Here is a 22,484-nt window from a genome sequence, read left to right as displayed (position 1 = left end):
GCCCCGGCAGCGACCGATGACGCCACGCGTGGCGCAGCGTCTCCAGGCGGCCGCGGGAAATCGTGCCCTGTCAGGCATCCTGGCCCAGCGCCGCACGACAGCTCCCGCGCCCGAGTCCGAGGCGCCGGCCGCGGCGGCTGTCGTCGAGCCGGAGGTCCCGGTGCCCGCGGTTCAGCGCCTCTCGCGACCTCCCGCGGCGTCGACGCCGAAGTTCAACACGCTCAAGTCGGATGTACGGGGTAAGCAGAAGACCCTGGCAGCTCACCCGCCCGCCACCTCCAAGGCCAGCGCCGCGCAGGCCGCCGCGAAGCCGCCCGCTGATGACAAGCAGGCGCAGGGCAAGGCCGCGAACGCGGAGAAGATGAACGCGGCGCAGCCGGGGGTGTTCGACAAGGCGGCGTTCATCGCGGCGGTGAACAAGGCGATCGCGGATCAGGCGCCGAAGAATTTGGACGAGGCCGACAACTTCGGCGAGTCGGGTAAGGCCGACGCGGTCAAGGGTCAGGTCCAGGGCAAGGTCGGCCAGGGCAGGGAACAGTCCGCCAAGGCCATCGAGACCACCACCAAGGCTGCGCCGGACACCTCGGCGGCGAAGGAGAAGCCGGTCACGCCGCTGGTGCAGGAGCCGGCCCCGGCCGGCCCGGGTGTGCCGGATGCGGGGAATGCGCTGCCGGACAAGGCGCCGGCGTCGGCGACGGATTTCTCGGCGGGTCCGGCGCAGGTGGATCAGCAGATGGCTGGCGCGCAGGTCACCGAGGAACAGCTGGCAAAGTCGAACGAACCCGAGTTCACCGGCGCGTTGAAAGAGAAGAAAGCCGGGGAGCAGCATGCGGCGACCGCTCCGGGAGAGGTGCGGGCGGCGGAGGCGCAGACGCTGGCCGGGGCGAAAGCGGACGCGTCGGCGACCGGGGCGCAGGCGGTGGCCGGGATGCGCGGCGACAAACTCGCCGCCAACAACGCTGTCGGCAAGGGCCAGCAAGGCGCCCAGGGCAAGGACGAGTCGAAGCGGGCGCAGGTCACCGCGAAGCTGCAGGCCGTGTTCGACGCCACCCAGAAGGACGTCGAAGGCATCCTGACCGGTCTGGACAAGAAAGTCGACGACGCGTTTTCGGCCGGGGAGAAGGCGGCCCGGGATTCTTTCACCGCCGAGCACAAGCGGCGGATGGATGAGTACAAGGACAAACGGTATTCGGGTTTCACCGGGAAGCTGAAGTGGGTCAAGGACAAGTTCGCCGGTCTGCCGGAGGAGGCCAACCAGATTTTCGTGACCGCCCGGCAGGGCTACGTGGCGAAGATGCAGACGGTCATCTCGAATGTGGCCGATGTGATCGGTGGGGAGCTGACCCGGGCGAAGCAGCGGATCGCGACGGGTCGGCAGCAGTTGCAGGCCGAGGTGCAGAAACTCCCCGCTGATTTGCAGGCGGTGGGTAAGGAGGCGGCGGGGGAGTTCGCGGGGAAGTTTGATGAGCTGACCGAGTCCGTGGATGCCAAGGGCACCGAGTTGGTCAACACGTTGGCGTCGAAGTACAACGAGGCTTTGAAGAGTGTTGATGCGGAGATCGAGGCGGAGAAGGAGAAGAACAAGGGCCTGATCGCCAAGGCGGTCGATGCGGTCAAGGGTGTCATCGACACCATCCTGAAACTCAAAGACCTCCTGCTCGGTGTCCTGGCGAAGGCCGCGCAGGCGGTGATGGCGATCCTGAAGGACCCGATCGGGTTCCTCGGCAACCTGGTCTCCGCCGTCGGCGCCGGCCTCAAAGCGTTCATGAACAACATCGGCACCCATGTGAAGAAGGGCCTGATCGGCTGGTTGCTGGGCACCATGCAGGGCGCCGGGATCCAGCTGCCGGACAAGTTCGACCTGCGCGGGATCCTGTCGATGATCGCGTCGCTGCTCGGGCTCACGTGGGGTGCGATCCGCGGGCGGATCATCGCCAAGGGCATCCCCGAACAAGCCATGGGTGCCGTCGAGGCCGGTGTCCCGGTCGTCGCCAAGCTGCAGTCGCAGGGGGTGGCGGGGGCGTATGAGGAGATCAAGGATCAGGTCGGTGATCTGAAGGAGAACCTGCTCGGCAAGATCAGCGAGTATCTGATCCCGACCGTGCTGATCGCGGGGATCACCTGGATCATCAGCTTGTTGAACCCGGCGTCGGCGTTCATCAAGGCCTGCAAGATGATCATCGACATCGTCACGTTCATCATCGAACGGGGCGCGCAGATCATCGAGTTCGTCAACGCCGTCCTCGACGCCGTGATCGCGATCGCCGGTGGCGGCGCCGGTGGCGTACCCGCCTTGATCGAAGCGGCCCTGGCCAAGTCCATCCCGGTGCTGATCGGTGCACTCGCCGCCATCCTCGGGATCGGCGGCATCGCCACCAAGGTGAAGTCGTTCTTCCAGGCGCTGTCGAAGCCGGTGATGAAGGCCGTCGACTGGGTCGTCGGGAAGATCGTCGGGCTCGGCAAGAAAATCTGGGCCAAACTCAAGGGCAAGGACAAGAACAAGAGCGCGGACGCGGCGAGCAAGGACCCGGCCAAGGAACGCGCGGCCATCACCGACGCCGACAAGGCACTACGGAGTTCGGAGAGCACCGACCAGGCGCGGAAGAAGGTCGAAGCCGCCGAACGCCGGCATCAGGTCCCGCTGCATCTGTTCGTCGACTCGCGCACGTCGGAGGGCGACGTCGTCCACGTGCAGACGATGTCGACCCCGCAGCGCCCGATCGGCGCCAAGGAGGACGAGGCCGAATTCGAGCGCCGCTACCGGGTGTTGCGAGGGAAGCTGACCGACGTCCGGGCACAGATGATGCTGGACCAGAAGTGCACCGGCAACCGTTCCATCAACGAGTCGATCGGCCCGATCATCAAGCCGTACGAACGGATGTCGCTGCCGAGAGCCCAGGAACTACTGATCAAGGAGTACGAGAACGCGGTACAGCACAAGGGCACGGGCCTGCCGATCGAGGACATCAAGCGGAAGATCCAGCAGGTGAAGATGTCCATCGACCACGCCATCGCGCTGGAGAAGGTGCGGCAGCTGCCGGAGTGCCGGGATCTGCTGGGCACCATGCAGCAGATGGCTGCGGTGCTCGACGCGGTATCGGACGAGATCGCCCGCGGCGACGTCAACCGGGAGCACCAGGAGGACGCGATCCGCACCCAGGTGAACAACATCCTGGAGCAATTCGTCAAGGAGGCGAAGGACCACGGCTACCCGTCGGTCGCCGTCCTCAGGCACCCGTCGAACTACGTCCTGGCCGGCGAGATCCGCGAGAAATGGCGTCACACCATCCGCGACACGTTCTACGGCAAGACTTACTCGGCGGCGACGATGTCCTGGGGGGCCGGTGAGCAGACGAGGCTGGTCAAGAAGGCGGCGGCAGACGAGTACAGCGCCCTGCCCCATCACGGCGACCCGAACTGTTTCTACTGCGAGAAGTGCAACGAGATCAGGCCGCTGGTGACGATGAAGGACGGCAAGAAGGTCAAGGGCATCACCTTCGACCACGACGATCCGATCGCCGGCCACTGGACGAATCTCGGCGGCAACAACACCAACCACAAGACGCGTACGGACTATTACAGCCTGATCAGCAATCTCGTCGTCATGTGCCAGCGGTGCAACTCCCGCAAGGGCAGTGGCGGCGAGACGTACGATCCTCACGTGGGGCCCAGTTTCCGCGGCCCGGGAGAGTAGGTGTTCGCGGTGTCCGACTCCGATTTCGAACTCTGGTTCCCGCGCTGGGGGCGATCCGGGGACCAGACCACGCTGACCTTCGACGTCGTGTGGCTGAGTTGGAGCCTGCTCCATGAGGGCACGGCCGAGCTGGGCCGGTCGTTCCTCGAGGCGTGGGGCCTGCCCGAGGACGAGCTGCGCGGCTGGCGGATCGAGCGCCTCTGCACCCCGTTCTTCACCGAGCTGACGGAGAACGAGGACTGGCGGGACCGGTACCGGATCTCGTGGCGGGTCGAGCTGCGGATCGCCGGCGGTCCGCGCGAGCTCGCGCCGGGGCCGGTCGAGGTGATCGGGTACGACGACACCGGCGTGCCGGAGCCCAGTTCGACGGCCGGCGTCGAGACATGCGAGGTGATCGCGGCCGGCACGGACCCCGAGCTGGAGGCCCGGCTGCGCGCACGGTTCCCGGACGCGTGGCTCAGCGTGCACGAGGTGACGGAGGACGGGCAGGTCTACCGCATCGGCCGGCTGGCGCAGGGGACGCTGGATGTCGAGGAGCATCTGGCCGAGCTGGACGCGATCCGGGACGCCTGCCGCGAGCTGGGCCTGGTGACCGACCTGCCCGGCTTCGAGCGCCTCCGCGCGGGCGCATGACCGGTCAGCGGCAGGCACTGTTCCTCGTCGGCCATCCTCTCGACGACGCATACGAGTGGTGGCTGCGGAAGCGGCTCGCCTACGCCAAGGTGCGCGATGTGACCGAGGTGACGGTCGACGGCAGTCGCGGTGACGCCTACGGCGTGTGGGGCAGCCTGCCGTGCCGGGTCACACACCTGGATCACCTGGAGGGCGGACCGCTCTTCATCGCCGCCGAACCGGCCGCCTTCGACGCGGCGATGAGGCTGCCGCCGGCCACGCGACACCTGCCACCACCGCTGTCGGCCTTCGCCGAGGCGTGTGAGGATCTGCGGCCCTCGCTGGCGCTGCTGCCCACCGAACCGCTGTCGGACCCGGATCGGGAACAGTGGGCGCGGGCCGCGGCCGAGCGGGTCGAGGAGTCGGCGTTCGCGGAGGTCCTCGACCTGCCGTGCACCGCCGTTCAACTGAACGGGTTTGGCGTGGTGCTGCTGGACGAGGCGCCCGCCGTGCGCACCGTGCCGCTGGCGCACGGCGGCGCCGTCTATCTGACCGGATGGACGGCCTAGGAGGCGACCTCTTCCTCTTCGCCCGCTTCTTCCTCGCGCTGGACGTAGCCCTGGACCTCGGCGGGCTCCTCGTCCTCGCCCTCCTCGCGCTGCACCGAGGGGTCGTCGACCCGCTGCACCGCAGACTCCTCGATGCGCTGCACCCCGGGCTCCTCGATGCGCTGCACGCCGGCGGCGGCCGGTGCGGCGTCATGCGAGTGGCCGGCATGCGAGTCGGAGGACATGAGCCGGTCGGCGTTGGCCGAGGCCTCCCGCTCGAAGCGGTCGGACGGGTCGCTGACCTTCACGCCGCCGCCCGCGTCCGAGCCGTCGACCGGGCCGCTGCGCTGCTGCACCACGTGGGTGAGCTCGTGCGCGATCATGTGCTTGCCGGAGTCCGAGCCCGGGTCGTACTTGCCGTCCTGGAACACGATGTTCGGGCCGACCGTGTACGCCTGCGCGTTCACCGATTTCGCCGAGTCGTGCGCGGTGCCGCCGGTGTGCACGCGTACGTCACCGAAGCTGGTGCCGAAGCGCGACTCCATGTCCGTACGGGTGTCGTTGTCCAACGCCGAGCCACCGCCGCCGTTCACCACGTCGAGGACAGGCGACTTCTCCTGCTCCATCATCGTGTTGACGCCCGAGTTGCCGATCGCGCGCTGCAGGCCGAGCATCCCGCCCTGGCCGAGCACGTCGGTCCGGCCGGCCACCGCGGCCTTCATCGAAAGGTCGGTGTCCTCGCGCTCGACGCGGTCGCTCTTGGGCCGGAAGTCGCCCTCCTGGCCGTGGTCGTGACCGTGCATAGCCGCCCCCTTGAGGATCGTCTGTCCACCGCCCAGCGTGGCACCGGACGCGCCCGCGGGACAGGGGCTTTGGCGCGCTCCGCCGGGCAGCACCGCTCGCCCGAAAGGGCAAAGTTCAGGCCGTGACCAGTGACAGGTACGGACCGAACTCCCGGTCGAGCACCAGCCGGCCGAGCTTGCGGTACTCCCGGGCCACCGCCCCGATCAGGTCGAGCATGCCGACCGGGCGGCCGTCCGCCGCCGCCAGGTACGCCGCGGTCACCGCCGCCGCCCGGATGTGCCCGCCGGCCAGCTCGAACGCCTTCGACAGGAACACCAGGTCGATGTCGTCGGCGCGGGGCACCCCGGGGCCGAGGCAGACGTCCCACAGTGCCGCCCGGTGCTCCTGGTCCGGCACCGGGAAGTCGATCACCGCGTCCAGCCGGCGGGTGAACGCGTCGTCCAGGTTGGCCCGCAGGTTGGTGGCCAGGATCGCCACCCCGTCGAAGCTCTCCATCCGCTGCAGCAGGTACGCGCTCTCGATGTTCGCGTAGCGGTCGTGCGCGTCGCGTACCTCGGAACGCTTGCCGAAGATCGCGTCCGCCTCGTCGAACAGCAGCACGCCGTTCACCCCGGCCGCCTCGGTGAAGATCCGCTCCAGGTTCTTCTCGGTCTCGCCGACGTACTTGTCGACGACCGTGGCCAGGTTGACGGTGTACAGGTCGAGGCCCAGGGAACCGGCCACCACCTCGGCGGACATCGTCTTGCCGGTGCCCGAGTCACCGGCGAACAGGGCCACCACGCCGATGCCGCGCCCGCCGCCGGGACGCATCCGCCACTCCTGCAGCACCCGCTCACGATGCCGGGCGCGTCCCGCCAGCTCGCCGAGCTGGGCCAGCACCGGCCCGGGCAGCACCAGGTCGTCCCAGCCGACGCCCGGTTCGATGCGGCGGGCCAGGCGTTCCAATCCGGCCGCGTTCTGGGTACGCGCGCCCTGCCGCAACCGTTTGACGTCGACCAGCTCACCGTCCGCGTTGGCGGCCAGCACCGCCGCCTCGGCGGCCCGCCGGATCTGTGGCGGCCCGAGCGTGAAGTGCGCGGTGGCGGCGGCCGGGTCGACGCCCGGAGCGAGCTTGCCGTCCAGGGCCGAGCGCCAGACGGCGGCCCGGATCGCGGCCGGCACCGGCGCCGCGTCGAGGTGCAGCGGCGGCCGGTGGCCCCAGCGCGGATCCCAGCCGGTGGTGCCGTAGACGAGCAGCGGGGCGTCCGTGCCCGAGAAGGCGTCCAGCACACCACCCGGCGGCCTGCCGCCGCTCCCGATCGGGCCGACCACCACGCCCGCGCCGGTCAGCAGCGCCTCGCGCAGCAGCGGGCGGACCAGCTCGGGCTGCTGGTCGAGGCGTTCGGCGTCGACCATCAGGGCGGACCGGCCGAGCGCGTGCAACCCGGTCACGCCCAGCGCCGGACCGCTGCCACCGCTGCGTTCGCGCAGATACAGCAGGCGCGCGCCGCTGGTCAGGGCCCGGGCGACGACGTCCGCGCCGGGCAGCTCGGCGACCGGGTCGACCGGCGCGGCCAGCACCGGGCCGAGCGCCGGGTCGATCCGCATGTCGCCGAGCAGGTGCGAGACCACCGGGTCGGGCACCCGCAGCGTGCGGGTCAGCAGCGGCCGGTCGGGGTCCTCGACGATCAGCAGCCCGTTGCGGACCAAGGGGGAGTCCGCACCGAGCCGCGAGCGGCCGGCGGCCGACCCCTCGGGCAGGCCGCACAGCCGCAGCGCCAGGCCGACCGTGGCCCGGCGCCGGGTGACGTCGTCGTTCAGGTAGCCGTAGAACTGCTCGAACCGGCTGTCCACATCGGGCGCCACCGCGACCAGCAGCAGCTCGATGTCGAGCGCGGAGAGGCCGAGCCCGGCGGGCAGCACCGACGGTTCGTCGGCGGGCTGACCGGCCCACGGCACCGCCGCCGGATCCCGGTTCTGTTCCAGCAGCGCGTCGATGATCTCGTCGGAGAGGTACAGCCCGCGGAACGGGTCGTCCGGCGCGGGATCCCGCTGGCGGCGGGCGCCGACCGCGGTCCGGATCCGCTTCTCCAGGTCGGCGAGCCGCGCCAGCAGGCCGGGCAGCGTGTTCACCGCGCCCCCGGCTCGCGGCGCATCCGGACCATGGCGACCCGCGACTCCTCGGCCGGCTGGCCGGACTGGGGCAGTTCCGGCGCCCGGGCGTGCCGCACCGGGTCGTCGCCGTTCATCGAGACCAGGACACCCTCGCTGGCGATCGTCGCGGCCTCGGTCCGGCGGCCGGAGTCGACCGGCGCGCTGACCACCACGTCCAGCGACGGCTTGAGCTCGCCGCCGAGAGCGGACCAGACGTCGGCGAACGCGCGGTCCTCCGGCGGCGGCAGGGCGACCGTGATCGGCACCGGCAGGCCCATCTCGAGCAGCGATCCGGTCAGCATCTCGACCGGCATCGCGTCGTGCGCCAGCAGCGACATGAGCAGCGCGGACAGCAGCCGGTGCTCGTCCTCGGGACGCTGGGTCCACGCGGTGACCAGGTAGGACAGCTTGATGTAGCGGGGTGGCAGGTGCCGGGCGGTGATCTGGCCCTGCTCGTCGTACTCGTTGAGCCGGCCCCGCGACCGCCGCCGCATGTCCTCCCGGATGTCGTAGAGGTACAGGTTGACCGTGGGCGCGTTGCGCCGGGCCGCCCAGTCCTTGGTCGGCGCCTCGAGCACGATGTCCACGTCACCGCTGCGCAGCACCTCGGTACGCAGCAACTGGCGCAGTGCGTCGTCCACCTCGTGAATCACACGATCACCTCCGCACGGCGAAGTCGGCCGGGTCCTGCGACCCGGGTACCACCAGGAACTCCGCCGCGACCACCGTCTTGAAGCCCACGCCGGTCGCGACGAGTCTGCGCGGCCCGAGCGTGTCCCGGTGGAAGATCAGCACCTGCGCGCGGATCCGGCCGCTCGCGTCCGCCCGCACCTTCTGCGGCACCTTGATGCCGTTGTCCCAGACCAGCGTCACCTCGCTGCGCGGCACGAAGCCGCGTCCGGTCGCGACGGTGACGATGCCGGGCGGGCCGACCGCCGGCTGGACGACCAGCACCGGCGTGGCGTCCCGCGGCTTCACCGGCTCGGGCTCGATCGGCGCCGGCAGGATGGTGATCGCCACCTGGGCCGTCGCGACCGCGGGCAGACCGCCCGGGAAGACGCCGGTCACGAACGCCTGCACCGTGCCGGACAGCGGCGTCAGGGTGTCGACGTCCACGTCGACCGTCTCCGAGGCGCCCGGGGCCAGCGTGCCGATCGACGCGAACCGCGGCTGCTTGGTCGGGATCACCGTGGACACCCAGACCCGGCTCGCCGTCGCCGAGGTCGTGTTGGTCGCGACCATCGTCAGCCGGATCGGATCGTCGCCCTGCACGGCCTGCGCCGGTGTCGCGGTCAGGGTGAGCGTCAGCCCGGCCGCCAGCGGGCGGAACGCCACCTCGAACGCCTCCCCCGGCGTGTCGATGAACACGGCGGCATTGCCGCCAGCCGCGGGCAGGGTGCGCAGGGTGCGGCGCTCCGGCTCACTACCCGCCACCGACGTGTACGCGATCAGAGCACCGTCCGGCGAGAAGGCCGGGTCCTCCGCCCGTGGGTCGTCGGAGCTGGTGAACTGCCGGGGCAGCAGCCCGCCGGGGTCGGTGACGCAGAGCCGGCCGTTCGCGGCGAAGATTACCGAGTTGCCGTCCGGGGCGAACGCGGGCGCGTCGTCCTCGACGGCGGCCGGGCAGTCGGCCGCGGCGTGCACGCTGATGTCGATCTGGTCGATGACGCCGAGCGGCGCGCCCAGGGCGGCCGTCACCGTGGCCATGTAGATCCGGGCCTTGTCGTCGGCCTTCTGGTCGATCACCGCGATCAGCGCGGTGTCCTGCCCGACCGACCCGTCGATGTCCTCGGCCGTGCAGGTCACCGTGGCCTGCCCGATCGGGAAGGCGGAACCGGACGGCGGCGTGCAGGTCGGGGTGAGCGGGGTGCCGTCGGCGGCCACCGCCGTCGCGGTGTACCGCACGACCGTCCCGAACTCGTCGGCCGCGGGCACCGTCACGTCGTCGACGGTGACCAGCGGCAGCGCCGGGTCGTTCACGGTCACGGTCACCGGCGCCTGGTAGGCGTCCTGGTTGCCGTCCGGGTTGGGCGAGATCGGGTACGAGACGTCGCAGTGCAGCACCGTGCCCGGCTCGAGCCCCTCGCCGACCGTGACGGTCTGCTGGTAATGCACGTCGTCGCCGCTGCGCACCTTCGTCGGCGTGGCCGGCTTGAACGTGACGGTCAGTCCCTCGTCACAGTCCGGCCCGACCGTCGGCGTGACCGTGATGACCAGGTTGCGCAGCCCGGCCAGGATCGCGGCCGACACCTTGTCGTCGTCGGCCTCCTTGATGAGCTGGCCCTGCGTCTGCTTGGTCACCTCGGTGGCCTGCTTGGTGCAGAGCCCCTGGCAGCCCTCCTGCGGCGGGATGGCCGAGTCCAGCGCGCCGACGTCGACGGCGACCACTCGCGTGCTCGCCGTCCTGAGGTTGGCGATCGCGGTCTCGAGCGTGACCTTGTCCGAGGTCTTGGCCGGGTTGTGCGTGGGCGCGTCACCGATCAGCACGACGACCCGGTTGCTGTTGTCCCGCCAGCCGACCAGCTTCCCGTCCGAGGAGCGCCGATTCAATGCCAGCTGGTTCAACGCGAAACCCCAGTCCTCGGGGTTGTCGCCGCCGTTGTCGTCCGCGTCGGTCTTGAGCTGATCCACCCCGTCCTGGACCTCGTCGACGTCGGCGGTGAGCGGCTGGTGGATCCGGAAGACGGTGTTCTTGTTGCCCCCGTCCCGGAAGCTGGCCACCGCGAACTGCGCCTTGGGCTGTGCCTCCTTGACCTGCGAGACCACGGTCTTCAGGTTCTCCCGGACGTTCGCGATCGGCCCGTCCATGCTGAGGGTGGTGTCCACCAGCAGGACGATGTCCGGCGTCGGCAGGATGGCCGGAGTCTTGACGAGCTGGTCGATCGTGGACGAGCCACCGGGGTTGACCCGCCGGTCGGTCGGCCCGGGGATGACCATCAGCGGCGGCTTCCGCTCCGCCCGGCGGACGAAGGCGATCCGGGTGCCGTCCGGCGACCAGGCCGGCTTGCTGTCCTCCGCGGTCAGCACGCGCGGCACCGGGATCGTGCCGATCACCTCGCCGTCGTTGTCGACCCGGACGACGATCACCGTCCGGCGCCCGTTCGGCAGGGTCCGCCCGAAGGCGATCATCGTGCCGTCCGGCGACCAGGCCGGGTCGTCGTCCACCCGGCCGTCGACGAAGCCGGTCAGCGGCTGCGGGTCGCCGCCCTCGGCGTCGGCCACCACGATCCGCGAGCTGGGCGGCTCCTCGCCGTCGCCGTTCCGCTCGCGCTCCTCGGAGTACGCCAGCCGGGTGCCGTCCACCGAGTACGCCGGTGCGGTCTCCCCCGCGTCCGGCCGCTGGGTGTGGTCCTGCCGGTCCAGGCCGGCGGCGTTCGCCGTCCAGATGTCGGCGCTGTCGTCCTCGGCGGCGACGACGTCGGAGTAGACCACCGCGACGCCGTTCCAGGTGGCGTGCGTCTCGGCGCGACCCGGCTTGCGGGCCACCACGGTCGAGCCCAGGGTGCGTACGGTCACCACGGCGATGTCGCCGGACGGGTCCGTGCCGCGCGTGGTCAGCGCGAGCTGCTGCCCGTCCGGGGACCAGGCGGGCTCGTCGCCGGTGGCGATCCGGCGGACGTCACCGCCGGCGTCGGGGACCGTGGCGACCACGGCGCCGGGCTGGGAGCTGGTGGCGAAGCGCGAGGTGGTGAACGCGATGACGCCGAGCGGCGACCAGGCCGGCTGGGTGTCGGCGGCGGGCGAGGCGGCGAGCCGGGTGAGCGCCTTGCCGGCGAGCCGGATCGTGTAGATGTCGCCGGCCGTGTCGTCGCGGGTGCTGCTGAACGCGATCCGGTCGCCGGTCGGCGACCAGGACGGGGTGGTGTCGTCGCCCGGGTGGTCGGTGATCCGGGTCAGGCCCCGGCCGTTGACGCCGATGGTCCAGATGTCCGGCTGGCCGTCCCGGTCGGACTCGAACGCGATGGTCCGCCCGTCCGGCGAGAGCTGCGGGGCGCGGTCGTCGAAGTCGTCGGCGAGCACGGACACCGACTCGCGCGAGCCCGGCGCCCGGTAGCGCAGGTCGCCGTCGCGGTGCCCGTCGCGCCGGGTGACGAAGACCAGCCCGCCGGCCCGGGAGCCGGGCTCCTCGGCCGGGGTGGTCGTGTCGGGGCTGGGCAGGGCGACGCCGCCGTTGGGGCCGCCGGGCGTCACCGCCGAGAGCACCGGCTGGTCGGCGCTGGCGTAACCGACCCGGTAGGGCACCGGGACGTCCGGCGCGGCCTGGGCGGGTTCGCCGTTCGCCGCCCAGACGCCCAGCGATCCGAGCGCCAGCAGCGGAACCGTCAACAGGGCGACGCGACGCCGTCCCCACGGCGTCCGGGCAGCAGTCACCGCCGCGCCCCCGTCCTCAGCCCGAGCGTCCATAGTGCTCACCGTGTCGTAACCGCCCGCCGGTGGCAGCAGCGGACAGGACAGCCCTTAGGGCAGCCACCGCTGCCCCGCCGGGCAGCCGGCGTCATGACCGCGCGAAGCGAGATCATGATCGCGATCTTGTGCACTTCGGTTGAGAAGGCGCTGCTTCAGATCAGCCCGTGCCGCAGGGCGTAGGCGACCGCGTGCGCCCGGTTGCGCAGGTGCAGCCGGCTGGTGATGTCGTGCAGCACGTTCTTGACGGTCCGCTGCGAGTAGGACAGCTTGCCGGCGATCTCGGCGGTGTCGAAGCCGTCCGCGACCAGGCGCAGGACCAGGATCTCGCGCTCCGCCAGGCCGGTGAAGGTGAGCCCGCGCGGCGCCAGCACCTGGCGCTGCACCCGGCTGACCTGGGTGAGCAGGCGGCCGAGCAGGTCCGGCGGCACCGCGCCGTCGCCGGAGGCGGCGCTCGTCACGACCGCGACGAGCCGATCCGCGGTAGCCTCGGAACGGCGTACCAGCCCGGCGACCCCGATCTCGACCACGGCCAGCAGGTCGGCGTCGTTGAGCTGGGTGGCCACCACCACCAGGTTCTGCAGCCCCTCGGCGCGCAGGCTGCGCAGCATCCGGACGGTCTCGTCGGTCACCGCGTCGGTGACCACGATGGCCACCTCCGCCTCGGCGAGCTCGTCGGCGGCGACGACCCGCACCTCGGGCCGCGGCCGCAGCTGACCGGCGATCCCAGCGTGGGAGATCGGGTCGTCGGCGTAGAGGTAGACCGGAATTCTGGTGGTAGCCACTTTTATCTCCCCGCTGTGTTTAAGCCCCGCGATGTTCGGGTAAAACCGCGAGGCAGAGTTTGCCCGGGGGGATTCATCGTCCACTCAACGTGGACTCAACGGCCCTCACGTTTTGCCCGATGGGGTAGCCGAGCGTCCGGTCCCCTCACGGCGGAAACCCTCTACGGTCGGCCGCATGACCACGTATGCCGTGCTGGAGCAGATCCCGCTCGAAATCATGCCGGGCGACGAGCTGACCTGCCAATTGACGGTACGCAACAACTCCGATGTGGTGGAGGCGTACCGCTTCGAGGTGGTCGGTGAGGTCGCACAGTGGACGGTGGTCCTGGACCCTCCTGAGCTGAGCGTCTACCCCGGCACCGAGCAGAACGTGACTGTCAGATTTCAGCCACCCCGGTCCTCGCGGGCACGTCCCGGCGAGATCCCGTTCGCCGTCCGCGTGCTGCCGACCGAGCGCGCCGAGGACGCGGTTGCCCCCGAGGGCATCCTCACGGTGGGCGGTTTCACCGAGACCACCACGGAGATCACCCCGCGCACCTCGTCCGCGCGCCGGGCCGCCAAGCACGAGGTGGCCGTCGACAACCGGGGCAACGTGCCGATCGTGGCCACGGTCACCGGCATCGACCCGGACGACCAGCTCCGCCTGCGCAGCAGGCCGGCCCGGGTGACCGTGGCGCCGGGCTCGACCGAGTTCGTCAAGGTGCAGGTCAAGCACCGGCGCTGGCTGTGGCAGGGCACCCCGGCCACCCATCCGTTCCAGGTGGAGGTGGCGGCGCACGCGCTGATCGAGCCGCCGCTGCCGCCCGAGCCGCCGATCCTGCTGGACGCGGGCGCGGTGCAGACCGCCCTCATCCCGGCCGGCCTGCGCAACCTGGCCATCGGGCTGCTCGCCCTGGCCCTGCTCGCCGCCGGCGCGTGGTTCCTGCTGCTGCGCCCGGCCGTGCAGTCGGCGGCCGAGGAGGCGGTGCAGCAGCCGCTCAAGGAGGTCGCGGCCAAGGCCGACACCGCGGGTCAGAAGGCGGACGACGCGGGCAAGAAGGCGGACACCGCCGAGCAGACGGTGGCGAACGGCGGCGCCGGCAACGGCGTCCCGAAGCCCAAGCCGGGCGCCGGCGAGGAGGTCAACACGAAGACCTTGCCGACGACCATCAACCTGGCCACCAACCAGGCCCCCAGCTCGAGCGCGAAGACCGACTCGCAGGAGGTCGGCGCCCGCAGCACCCTGGTCATCACCGACCTGGTGCTGCAGAACCCGCAGGGCGACGAGGGACGGGTCGACGTGCTGGTCAACGGCAAGCCGATCCTGACCCTGTCGCTGGCCAACTTCCGCGACCTCGACTACCACTTCGTCTCCCCGATCGAGGTTCCGGCGGGCAAGAAACTGTCCCTGCGAACCGTCTGCCAGAAGCCGGGCACCCCGATCGTCGGGACGACGGCCGGTTCGTGCCGGGTCCTGATGTTCGCGACGGGCACCAACCGGACCCGCTCCGGCGCCGCCACGACCGAGGCCGCGGCCACGAACTGACACCGATGGTGGTGGTAGCCCCACCTCGACCGGGTGGTTCACAGGATTAATCGAGACCTCGTCTCTCCCTACGGTGAGACGCATGCTGAGGAATCGATGGGTGGTACGGGGCGTCGCGGCAACGGTCGCGGCGGGCCTCGCGGTGACCGCGCCCGCCGCCGCGTGGGCGGGCACGTCGCCGGGACATGATCGGGACGCGCTGCGCGACGCGGTGAACGATCTGCGGGCGCTCGGCGCGGTGGGCGTTCAGGGACAGGTACGCGACGGGCGGCGGGACACCGTGGTCGCCGGTGGCGTGGCCGACCGGCGCACCGGCGAGGCGATGCCGCGCGACGGGCACTTCCGGATCGGCAGCGACACCAAGACGTTCGCCGCCGTGGTCGTGCTGCAACTCGTCGGCGAGGGCCGGCTCTCGCTGGACGACAAGGTGGACCGGCTGCTGCCCGGCGTGCTGCGTGGCAACGGGAACGCCGGGCGCGGGGTGACCGTGCGCCAACTGCTCCAGCACACCAGCGGCATCTACAACTACACGGAGGACCTGCCTCAGCTGGCGTCGGCGGAGGGGTTCCTGGCGGGCCGGTTCCACCACTACGAGCCCGGGGAGCTGGTGGCGATCGCGACGCGGCACGCGCCGCTGTTCGCGCCGGGCACGCACTGGTCGTACTCGAACACCAACTACGTCCTGGCCGGCATGATCATCGAGCGGGTCACCGGGCAAACCTGGGACGACCAGGTCCGCGCCCGGATCCTGAGGCCGCTGGGGATGCGCGCGACGTCCTATCCGGGGGACCGTCCGGGCATCCCGCGCCCGTCCGCGCGGACCTACCAGCAGTTCGCTCCGGGCGGGCCGCTGGTCGACACGACCGCGCTCAACGGCAGCGCGGCGGGCCCGGCGGGCGGCATGGTCAGCACCACGGCCGACATCGCGACGTTCTGGCAGGCGTTGCAGCGCGGCGAGCTGCTGCGGCCGCGGGAGCAGGCGGCGATGCGCCGGACCGTCCTCGCCGAGACCTTCCAGGACGAGTTCCCCGGCCTCCGCTACGGCCTGGGCATCTTCCACGTCCCGACGGCGTGCGGCGGTTACTGGGGGCACCCGGGCGACGTGCCGGGCACCAGCATGGTCAACGGCATCACCGCGGACGGCCACAAGGTCGCGGTGCTCTACCGCACCACCGGCCTGACCGACCCGCAGGCGAGCGGCGGCATGGACGCCCGCTCGTTCGAGCTCCTCGACGAGGTGCTCTGCAGCCCTTCGCATTGACGCATGTATATTTCTACCTTCAAGTTTCTCGTTGAGGGTGGAGGGCGCATGCGCAGACGAACCCGAGCGTTCGGAGCAGGGGCAATGGCGGCGGCGATGGTCCTGGGCGGGGCGTCTCCCGGGACCGCGGCGCCACCGCCCGGGACCGCGGCGCCACCGCCCGGGCCCGCGGCGGCGGCAGCCGACGATGCCTACGCGTATGTGGACAACCGGCCGCGGGCCGTCGGCCCGGTGGGGCGGCGGGTCCGTGGGCCGGCGGCCGTGCGGTGGAACGCGCTGGGCACGGCGGCGTCGGTGTCCCGGCCGGACGGCCCGCTCGCCACCGGGCTGTCCCGAGATCCGGATCGCGCCGCCCGGCAGTACCTGAGCGCGAACGCGGCCCTGTTCCCCGGCGCCGGGGAACAGGAGACCAAGCCCGCCGGCGCGCCGGAGACCAAACCGGCCGGGACGCTGGAGACCAAGCCGGCCGGGACGCCGGAGACGAAGCCGGCCGGGACGCTGGAGACGATCGCCGAGACGCCGGTCGGCGACGGCACCGTCGTCCTGCTCCGGCAGCGGTTCGGGTCGCTGCCGGCCGGGCACGACGGCCTCGTCGCGGTCGCGGTACGCAATGGTGACGTGCTGCGGGTGACGTCCTCGCTCAGTCCCCGCACCGAGGAGCCGGCACCCGCCCGGCTGACCGGGGACCGGGCGCTCGAGGTCGCGCTGGCGGATGCCGGGATCGCCCGCGACCGGCTGACCGGCCACCGCGTGCGCCTGGTGGCCATGCCGATGCCGGCCTCGGCGCCACGGGCCGCGTACCAGGTGGTCGTCATGTCGTCCGACACCGGGCGTCCCCTGGGATACACCACCTATGTGGACGCGATCGACGGCCGGATCCTGGTCCGGGAGAACCTGGTCGATTTCGCGGAGGCCGAGGACGACCCGCACTGGAAGGTCTTCCCGGCGGGTTCACCGGCACGGCCGGAACTCTGGTGCACCGTCGCCACGGAGGGTTGCGCCCGCGTCGTCCAGGACCCGGCCACCGGCCGGCACTGGGACATCGACCCGGCCACCGGCGAGCCCACGCTCACCAGTCGTGGCAACTCCGCCGAGACCGTACGGGCGTGGGGCAACGGCACCCCGGAGGTGTGGGCGCCGGAGAGCCCGCAGCGGGAGTACGACTACCCGTTCACCGACCAGTGGGCACAGTCGAAGTGCGACCCCGCGACGCTGAACTCACCGCAGCGCATCGACGCGGACGCGGCCACCGCGAACCTGTTCGCGATGCACAACAGCCTGCACGACTGGGCCTACCACCTGGGCTTCACCGAGGCCACGTGGAACCTGCAGCGCGTCAACTCCGCGCCGGGCGGCCTCGGCGGCGACCCCGAGCGCGGCAACGCCCAGCAGGGCGCGGCCACTCCGACCACCCGCAACAACGCCAACCAGACGTCCCCGCCGGACGGCATGCAACCGGTCACCAACCTGTTCCTGTTCCAGCCGGCCGCGGGCGCCGTCTACGCGCCGTGTGTGGACTCGTCGTTCGACATGACGTTCATCGCCCACGAGTACGCGCACACGATCTCGAACCGCATGATCGCCGGCCCGGACACCCGCCTGAACTCCAGCCAGGGCAACGCGATGGGCGAGAGCTGGTCCGATCTGATCGCCACCGAGTTCCTGTTCGAGCACGGCTACACCCCGCCGGGCGATTCGCCGTACGTGATCGGCGGCTACCTGAGCGACGAGCCGGTCAGCGGCGTCCGCAACTACGACATGAGCGACAGCCCGCTGAACTTCTCCGACATCGGCTACGACCCGTCCACCAACCCGCACCCGGTCGGCGAGATCTGGAGCGCCACCAACTTCGCGATCCGCCGGGCGATGATCGACCGGTACGGCGCCGGCGACCGTGAGCTGCAGGAGAGTTGCGCGGCCGGGCGTACGCCGGTCGGACAGTGCCCGGGCAACCGCCGCTGGGTGCAGCTCGTCCTGGACTCGTTCCTGCTGCAGGCGACCGGCGAGCCGAGCATGGTGGACATGCGCGACAACCTGATCGCCGCGGACCGGCTGCGTTTCGGCGGCGCGAACGAGGACCTGCTGTGGCGGGTGTTCGCCGCGCGGGGTCTCGGCGCGGACGCGGTCAGCGGGCCGAACGACCTCGATCCGACGCCGAGCTTCCGCGATCCGATCGGCGGGAACGCCCGGGTGACGTTCCGGCCGGCGACGGACCGGCCGGCTCAGCTGTACGTCGGCGACTACGAGTACGGCGCGGTCGCGGTCGCGGACACCGATCCGGCCACGCCCTTGCCGGACACCTTCAGCATGGCGCCGGGTTCCTACCACTTCACGGCGGCGGGCCGGGGTCTGGGCCACGCCCGGTTCTCCCAGGACGTCGACGGTGACGTCGTCCTCGAGCCGGCGCTCGGCACGAACCTGGCCTCCACCACCGCGGGCGCCACCATCACGTCGCCGCACGGCAGCAGCCCGCAACTGCTCGGCGACGACAACGAGCGGACGATCTGGACGGCTACCGGCGGCGCGGCGGGCCGGGTCGCCACCGTCGACCTGCCCGGGACCGGGGCACACAGCGTCTCTCGCGTGCAGGTGAGCGCGGTCGGCGCGACGTTCACGGCGGTGCGGTCGTTCGAGGTGCTGGCCTGCGACGCGACGGCCGGTGCGAACTGTGCCACCGACGCCGGATTCCAGGTGGTCTGGACGAGTCCGGCGGACGCGTTTCCGGCGGTGCAGTTCCGGCCGAAGGCGCCGCAGCTGACGCTGAAGTCGTTCGACATCCCCGCGACGACGGCGACCCACCTGCGGCTGCGCACGCTGACCAGCCAGTGCACGGGCGCGCCGTTCTACGCCGGGGAGCAGGACAACGATCCGCGGGCGGCCACCGACTGCGCGACCGTCGGCGCCCAGCGCGGCACGATCACGCTCGCCGAGTTCGAGGCCTACGCCTGAGAGGGCGCCCCTCCGGGACGTCAGGTCACTCCAGCAGGGAGAGGACGGCGGCCGAGGCGCCCGCGAGGACCAGGCCGAGCACCGCCGAGCCGACGACGAGCTTGCCGCCCAGCGCGATGTCCTCGCGCCGGGCGGCGAGCACGTCCGCATGCCGGGAGGTGCCGAAGACGCTGAGACCGGCGCGGTTCGGCGCGAGGCCGTCCGGGGTCAGCCGGCCGAGGGCGAAGACCTCGAGGCCGCGAGGCAGGCGCGTCTCGGTCAGGCGGAGCGTCTCACTCCTGCCGAGATCGTCGATCAAATCCTGGGGTACGACCGGAGCAAGCGACCGCGGCGCGGATCGGCGATGGATCAGCACGGTCTCGGCAACGGCCGCCGAGCCGGCGAGATCCGGACGGTTGATCAGGCGCGGGTCGATCGCCATCCGCCCGGTCGCGTCGGCCACCGTGGGCCGGCCCGGCGACATGGTGTCCATCAGCAGATCGTGGCCGCCGTCGTCGGCCCGGCTGGGCTCCCGCACCAGCCGGATGCGGAACCAGACGCACTCCTCACCGGACACCGGCCCGGCCAGCAGCCCGCCCGGACCACACTCGGTGACGCCCTCGACGGCCACCCGGCCGCCGGACGAGAGGGCCCGCGCACCGATCGGCGACGGCCGGACACGGCTCAGGGTGCGCACAGCGCGCCGATCACCGAGGTTGATCAGTGCGAAGATGCCCGCACCGCCGACCAGGAGGGCACCGAGACAGAAGATCAGCGTCGCTACCGTGACCACACGATCAAGGTAGAGCAGCCTGACCAGGCGACGGTGGCCTGGAGCGGCGGGCGGGCGCCCGGTTCCACCACAGCGACAGGCCGATGCCGGTGAAGACCAGCAGGACCGCGGCCAGGATGAAGAAGACGCTGATCTCGGTCTCCTTCCGGTGCAGGCCGATCTCCTGCGGCAGGTCGCCCAGCACGTCGGTGAGCTGGCCGGCGTCCTGCGCCCGGAAGTAGCGGCCGCCGGTCAGGTCGGCGACCTTGGTCAGCGCGTCCTCGTCGATCTCCAGCGCACGACGGCCGCCGCGGAAGCCGCCGCCGAACGCGCCGCCACCCGGCCGGCCGAACTGCGCGCCCGGCCCGATCTGGTCGGCCGTGCAGACCATCGGCGACGGCTCGGTGGTGCCGAACCCGATCGTGAAGACCCGCAGCCGGCGGGCGGCCGCCTGCTCGGCCGCGGTGACCGGGTCGACGCCGGTGGTGTTGGAGCCGTCGGTGAGCACCACGATGGTGTCCGGCTGGAACGCCGCCTGGTTCTGGTTCGGGTCCGGCTCCCCGAGGTCCACCCCGGTGCGCGCGACCTGCGGGTTCGACTCGGCGATCGCGTCGATCGAGGAGAGGATGGCCTGGCCGATGGCCGTGCCCCTGGCGGTCTTGAGGGTGTCGATGGCCTCGAGCAGCTTGTCCTTGTCGGTGGTCGGCGGCACCATCAGCCCGGAGATGCCGGAGAAGGTGACCAGCCCGATCCGGGTGTCGTCGTCGGCGTTCTCGACGAAGTCGTGGGCCGCCTTGCTCGCCGCGGTGATGCGGTTGGGCTGCACGTCCGTGCTGCACATCGACGACGACACGTCGATGGCGAGCAGGATCGAGGTGTCGTTGGAGGGCACCGCGACCGTCGCCTGCGGGCGGGCCAGGGCCCCGGCCAGCGCGACCAGGCCGGCCAGGAAGAGGGCGACCGGGACGCGGCGCCTCCACGAGCTGCGGCCGGGCAGCGCGGCGCGGATCAGGGCGACGCTCGAGACGGTGATCGCGGTGCGTTTGCGGCGGCGGTTGAACCACCATCGGGCCAGGAAGATCAGCGGCACGACCAGGACCGCCAGCAGGGCCCACGGCCAGTCGAAGGACATCAGAGGATCCTGGAGTGCCAGCGGAGCCCGAGCAGCGCACCGGCCATCAGCAGGAGCAGGGCGGCCCCGGCGACGAACGCGGTCAGCTCGACCGGCTCCTTCTTGGTGGTGAGGCGCAGGTCGATGGCGTCGGCGGCGCTCGCCAGCGCGGCCACGTCACCGGCGGCGTGGTAGGCGCCGCCGGTGGTCTGCGCGACCGCGGTCAGCACCGTGGCGTCCAGGGCGGTGCCGAGCTGGTAGCCGTCCACCTCGACGGTCGTACCCCGGTCGGTGCCGATGCCGACGGTCTGCACCCGGACCCCGGCGGCCGCGGCCAGCTCGGCGGCGGCCTCCACGTCGGGGCCCCCGGTCTGCTGGCCGTCGGAGAACATCACGATCGTCGCCGACGGCCAGTAGCCCAGTGATCCGGCGGCCGCGTCGGCGGCGACCGGCCTGCCGGTGATCGTGCCCAGCGCCACCAGGATCGCCTGTCCCAGCGACGTGCCGCCGCCGGTGCTGACCCGGCCGATGGCGGCGATCGCGGCGGCGTGGTCGTCGGTCGGCTGCTGGGTGACCAGCGCCTGGTCGCCGAAGGCCAGCACGCCGACGTCCACGCTCTCCGGCTGCGCCTCGACGAAGCGGGTCGCCGCCTGCTGCGCGGCCGCGAGCCGGGTCGGCGTCACGTCGTTCGCCTTCATGCTGTTCGAGGCGTCGAAGGCCAGCATCACGGTCCCGGCGACCCGGGGCACCTTCAGCTCGGCCTCCGGGCGGGCCAGGCCGACGAACAACACCGGCAGGGCGGCGAGCAGCAACGCGTACGGAAGGTGACGGCGCAACCGGCCCCCGGAGAGCGAGCCGAACCCGGCCGCGGACAACGCGGCCGCCCGGCGCCGCTGCAGCGCGACATAACCGGCCACCGCGCCCACCGTGACGACCAGGGCGGCGGCGAGCAGCAGCGGGTAGAGGAACCTCATCGCCGTCTCCGCCCGGAGTGCCGCACCATGCCGACCAGCGCGGACAGCAGGTCCTGATCGGTGGTGATCCGGTGCGGGTCGACGCCGGCCCGCCGCATCGCCTCGCCGAGTTCGCCCTCGCGTGCCTCCACCTGCGCCGACAGCCGCCCGCGCAGCAGCGGATCGCTCGTGTCGACCAGCAGCTGCTCGCCGGTCTCCGCGTCCTCCACGAGGATCACGCCCAGGTCGGGCAGGTCAAGCTCGGCCGGGTCGACCAGCCGCACCACGACCACCTCGTGCCGGTGGGTGAGCATGGTCATCGGCCGCTCCCAGCCCGGCTCGGCGAGGAAGTCCGACAACACGAAGACCAGGCTGCGGCGGCGCGAGGTGGTGGCGGCGGCCAGCCGCAGCATCGCACCGAGGTCGGTGGTTTTCCCAAAGGCAGACTTCGCGGGGGTACGCAGCAGCTCGCGCGCGATGCGCAGGATCTGGTCCCGGCCGGTGCGGGGCGGGATGACCTGGTGCGAGTGGTTGTCGAAGAGCACCGCCCCGACCCGGTTGCCGCCCTGCGCGACGAGCCGGGCCAGGCTCACGGCCAGTTCCGTGGCGACCGGCTCCTTGCCCTTGTCGCCGCCCGCGCGCATCGAGGCGGACCGGTCCACGACCAGCCACGCGGTGAGCTCGCGGTCCTCGGTGTACTGCCGGACGAACGGCTCGTCGAGGCGGGCGGTGACGTTCCAGTCGATGTGCCGGACGTCGTCCTCGAGGGTGTAGATCCGCAGGTCGGTGAAGTCGATGCCGGTGCCGTGCCACACCGTCCGGTAGGCGCCCTGGAGGCGCCCGTCGAGGCGCCGCCCGAGTTTCCACTCGAGCTTCCTGAGCAACCGGTCCGGTGCGTTCGTCATGACCGCCTGCACCGAGCGGCAGAGGCCGGCGGCTGCGGACGGCGCCGGA

15 protein-coding genes are annotated in these 22,484 nt (G+C 71.6%); 6 read left to right on the top strand and 9 right to left on the bottom strand.

The window, feature by feature from the left end; genetic code table 11:
* Positions 1 to 28 precede the first annotated feature (28 nt).
* Genes QSK31_RS08690 through QSK31_RS08680 form a run of 3 tightly spaced genes read left to right on the top strand, consistent with a single transcriptional unit; the run spans position 29 to position 4,875 of the window.
* Positions 29 to 3,694: a hypothetical protein gene (locus QSK31_RS08690; protein WP_285682625.1), complete on the top strand. Its 3,666-nt coding sequence runs from the start codon at positions 29 to 31 to the stop codon at positions 3,692 to 3,694.
* Between the two features lie 9 nt (positions 3,695 to 3,703).
* The gene (locus QSK31_RS08685; RefSeq protein WP_285682624.1) at positions 3,704 to 4,327 is read left to right on the top strand and encodes a hypothetical protein; all 624 of its coding nucleotides are present in this window, start codon (positions 3,704 to 3,706) and stop codon (positions 4,325 to 4,327) included.
* Positions 4,324 to 4,875 carry a hypothetical protein gene (locus QSK31_RS08680; protein ID WP_285682622.1) on the top strand — a complete coding sequence of 184 codons (552 nt, stop codon included), beginning with the start codon at positions 4,324 to 4,326 and terminating at the stop codon, positions 4,873 to 4,875. The genes QSK31_RS08685 and QSK31_RS08680 overlap by 4 nt, the downstream gene beginning before the upstream one ends.
* Here the strand turns inward: QSK31_RS08680 and QSK31_RS08675 are convergent.
* The 5 genes from QSK31_RS08675 to QSK31_RS08655 all read right to left on the bottom strand — a co-directional run bounded on the left by QSK31_RS08675 (position 4,872) and on the right by QSK31_RS08655 (position 12,980).
* The gene (locus tag QSK31_RS08675) at positions 4,872 to 5,657 is read right to left on the bottom strand and encodes an eCIS core domain-containing protein (RefSeq protein ID WP_285682620.1); all 786 of its coding nucleotides are present in this window, start codon (positions 5,655 to 5,657) and stop codon (positions 4,872 to 4,874) included. The two genes, QSK31_RS08680 and QSK31_RS08675, sit on opposite strands and share 4 nt — an antisense overlap.
* Before the next feature lie 115 nt (positions 5,658 to 5,772).
* Complete coding sequence (locus QSK31_RS08670) at positions 5,773 to 7,770, bottom strand: ATP-binding protein (protein WP_285682618.1); 1,998 nt, start codon at positions 7,768 to 7,770, stop codon at positions 5,773 to 5,775.
* The gene (locus QSK31_RS08665; protein WP_285682616.1) at positions 7,767 to 8,444 is read right to left on the bottom strand and encodes a Pvc16 family protein; all 678 of its coding nucleotides are present in this window, start codon (positions 8,442 to 8,444) and stop codon (positions 7,767 to 7,769) included. Before QSK31_RS08665 ends, QSK31_RS08670 begins: the two co-directional genes overlap by 4 nt.
* A gap of 4 nt (positions 8,445 to 8,448) precedes the next feature.
* Positions 8,449 to 12,195, bottom strand: coding sequence for a VWA domain-containing protein (locus tag QSK31_RS08660; protein ID WP_285682614.1), 3,747 nt, complete (start codon positions 12,193 to 12,195; stop codon positions 8,449 to 8,451).
* Between the two features lie 155 nt (positions 12,196 to 12,350).
* A complete protein-coding gene (locus tag QSK31_RS08655; protein ID WP_285682613.1) occupies positions 12,351 to 12,980 on the bottom strand; it encodes a response regulator transcription factor in 630 nt (209 codons plus the stop codon).
* 175 nt (positions 12,981 to 13,155) lie between these two features.
* Here QSK31_RS08655 and QSK31_RS08650 point away from each other — a divergent pair, with 175 nt between their 5' ends.
* The 3 genes from QSK31_RS08650 to QSK31_RS08640 all read left to right on the top strand — a co-directional run bounded on the left by QSK31_RS08650 (position 13,156) and on the right by QSK31_RS08640 (position 18,715).
* A complete protein-coding gene (locus tag QSK31_RS08650; protein WP_285682611.1) occupies positions 13,156 to 14,505 on the top strand; it encodes a COG1470 family protein in 1,350 nt (449 codons plus the stop codon).
* Between the two features lie 82 nt (positions 14,506 to 14,587).
* Entirely contained in the window at positions 14,588 to 15,766 is a 1,179-nt protein-coding gene (locus tag QSK31_RS08645; RefSeq protein WP_285682609.1) for a serine hydrolase domain-containing protein, read from the top strand.
* A 48-nt stretch (positions 15,767 to 15,814) separates the two neighbouring features.
* Complete coding sequence (locus QSK31_RS08640) at positions 15,815 to 18,715, top strand: M36 family metallopeptidase (RefSeq protein ID WP_285682607.1); 2,901 nt, start codon at positions 15,815 to 15,817, stop codon at positions 18,713 to 18,715.
* Between the two features lie 25 nt (positions 18,716 to 18,740).
* Here the strand turns inward: QSK31_RS08640 and QSK31_RS08635 are convergent, their stop codons facing one another.
* Genes QSK31_RS08635 through QSK31_RS08620 form a run of 4 tightly spaced genes read right to left on the bottom strand, consistent with a single transcriptional unit; the run spans position 18,741 to position 22,435 of the window.
* A complete protein-coding gene (locus QSK31_RS08635; protein WP_285682605.1) occupies positions 18,741 to 19,487 on the bottom strand; it encodes a hypothetical protein in 747 nt (248 codons plus the stop codon).
* Between the two features lie 4 nt (positions 19,488 to 19,491).
* Complete coding sequence (locus QSK31_RS08630) at positions 19,492 to 20,598, bottom strand: VWA domain-containing protein (RefSeq protein ID WP_285682602.1); 1,107 nt, start codon at positions 20,596 to 20,598, stop codon at positions 19,492 to 19,494.
* On the bottom strand, positions 20,598 to 21,551 hold the full coding sequence (locus QSK31_RS08625) for a VWA domain-containing protein (protein WP_285682601.1): 954 nt from the start codon (positions 21,549 to 21,551) through the stop codon (positions 20,598 to 20,600). Before QSK31_RS08625 ends, QSK31_RS08630 begins: the two co-directional genes overlap by 1 nt.
* On the bottom strand, positions 21,548 to 22,435 hold the full coding sequence (locus QSK31_RS08620) for a DUF58 domain-containing protein (protein WP_285682600.1): 888 nt from the start codon (positions 22,433 to 22,435) through the stop codon (positions 21,548 to 21,550). The genes QSK31_RS08625 and QSK31_RS08620 overlap by 4 nt, the downstream gene beginning before the upstream one ends.
* Between the last annotated feature and the right edge of the window lie 49 nt (positions 22,436 to 22,484).

The organism is Actinoplanes sp. NBRC 103695, assembly GCF_030269485.1.
In the GTDB taxonomy this organism is placed as follows: Bacteria; Actinomycetota; Actinomycetes; order Mycobacteriales; family Micromonosporaceae; genus Actinoplanes.
The sequence above is the reverse complement of the archived record's forward strand: the minus strand, read 5'-3'. Positions and strand labels throughout refer to the sequence as shown.

Bases quoted from the DNA above. Each gene is read 5' to 3' on its own strand.
- QSK31_RS08630 (WP_285682602.1), bottom strand. From the start codon at position 20,598: ATGTCCTTCGACTGGCCGTGGGCCCTGCTGGCGGTCCTGGTCGTGCCG.
- QSK31_RS08645 (WP_285682609.1), top strand. From the start codon at position 14,588: ATGCTGAGGAATCGATGGGTGGTACGGGGCGTCGCGGCAACGGTCGCG.
- QSK31_RS08650 (WP_285682611.1), top strand. From the start codon at position 13,156: ATGACCACGTATGCCGTGCTGGAGCAGATCCCGCTCGAAATCATGCCG.
- QSK31_RS08680 (WP_285682622.1), top strand. From the start codon at position 4,324: ATGACCGGTCAGCGGCAGGCACTGTTCCTCGTCGGCCATCCTCTCGAC.
- QSK31_RS08675 (WP_285682620.1), bottom strand. From the start codon at position 5,657: ATGCACGGTCACGACCACGGCCAGGAGGGCGACTTCCGGCCCAAGAGC.
- QSK31_RS08625 (WP_285682601.1), bottom strand. From the start codon at position 21,551: ATGAGGTTCCTCTACCCGCTGCTGCTCGCCGCCGCCCTGGTCGTCACG.
- QSK31_RS08640 (WP_285682607.1), top strand. From the start codon at position 15,815: ATGCGCAGACGAACCCGAGCGTTCGGAGCAGGGGCAATGGCGGCGGCG.
- QSK31_RS08620 (WP_285682600.1), bottom strand. From the start codon at position 22,435: ATGACGAACGCACCGGACCGGTTGCTCAGGAAGCTCGAGTGGAAACTC.
- QSK31_RS08660 (WP_285682614.1), bottom strand. From the start codon at position 12,195: ATGGACGCTCGGGCTGAGGACGGGGGCGCGGCGGTGACTGCTGCCCGG.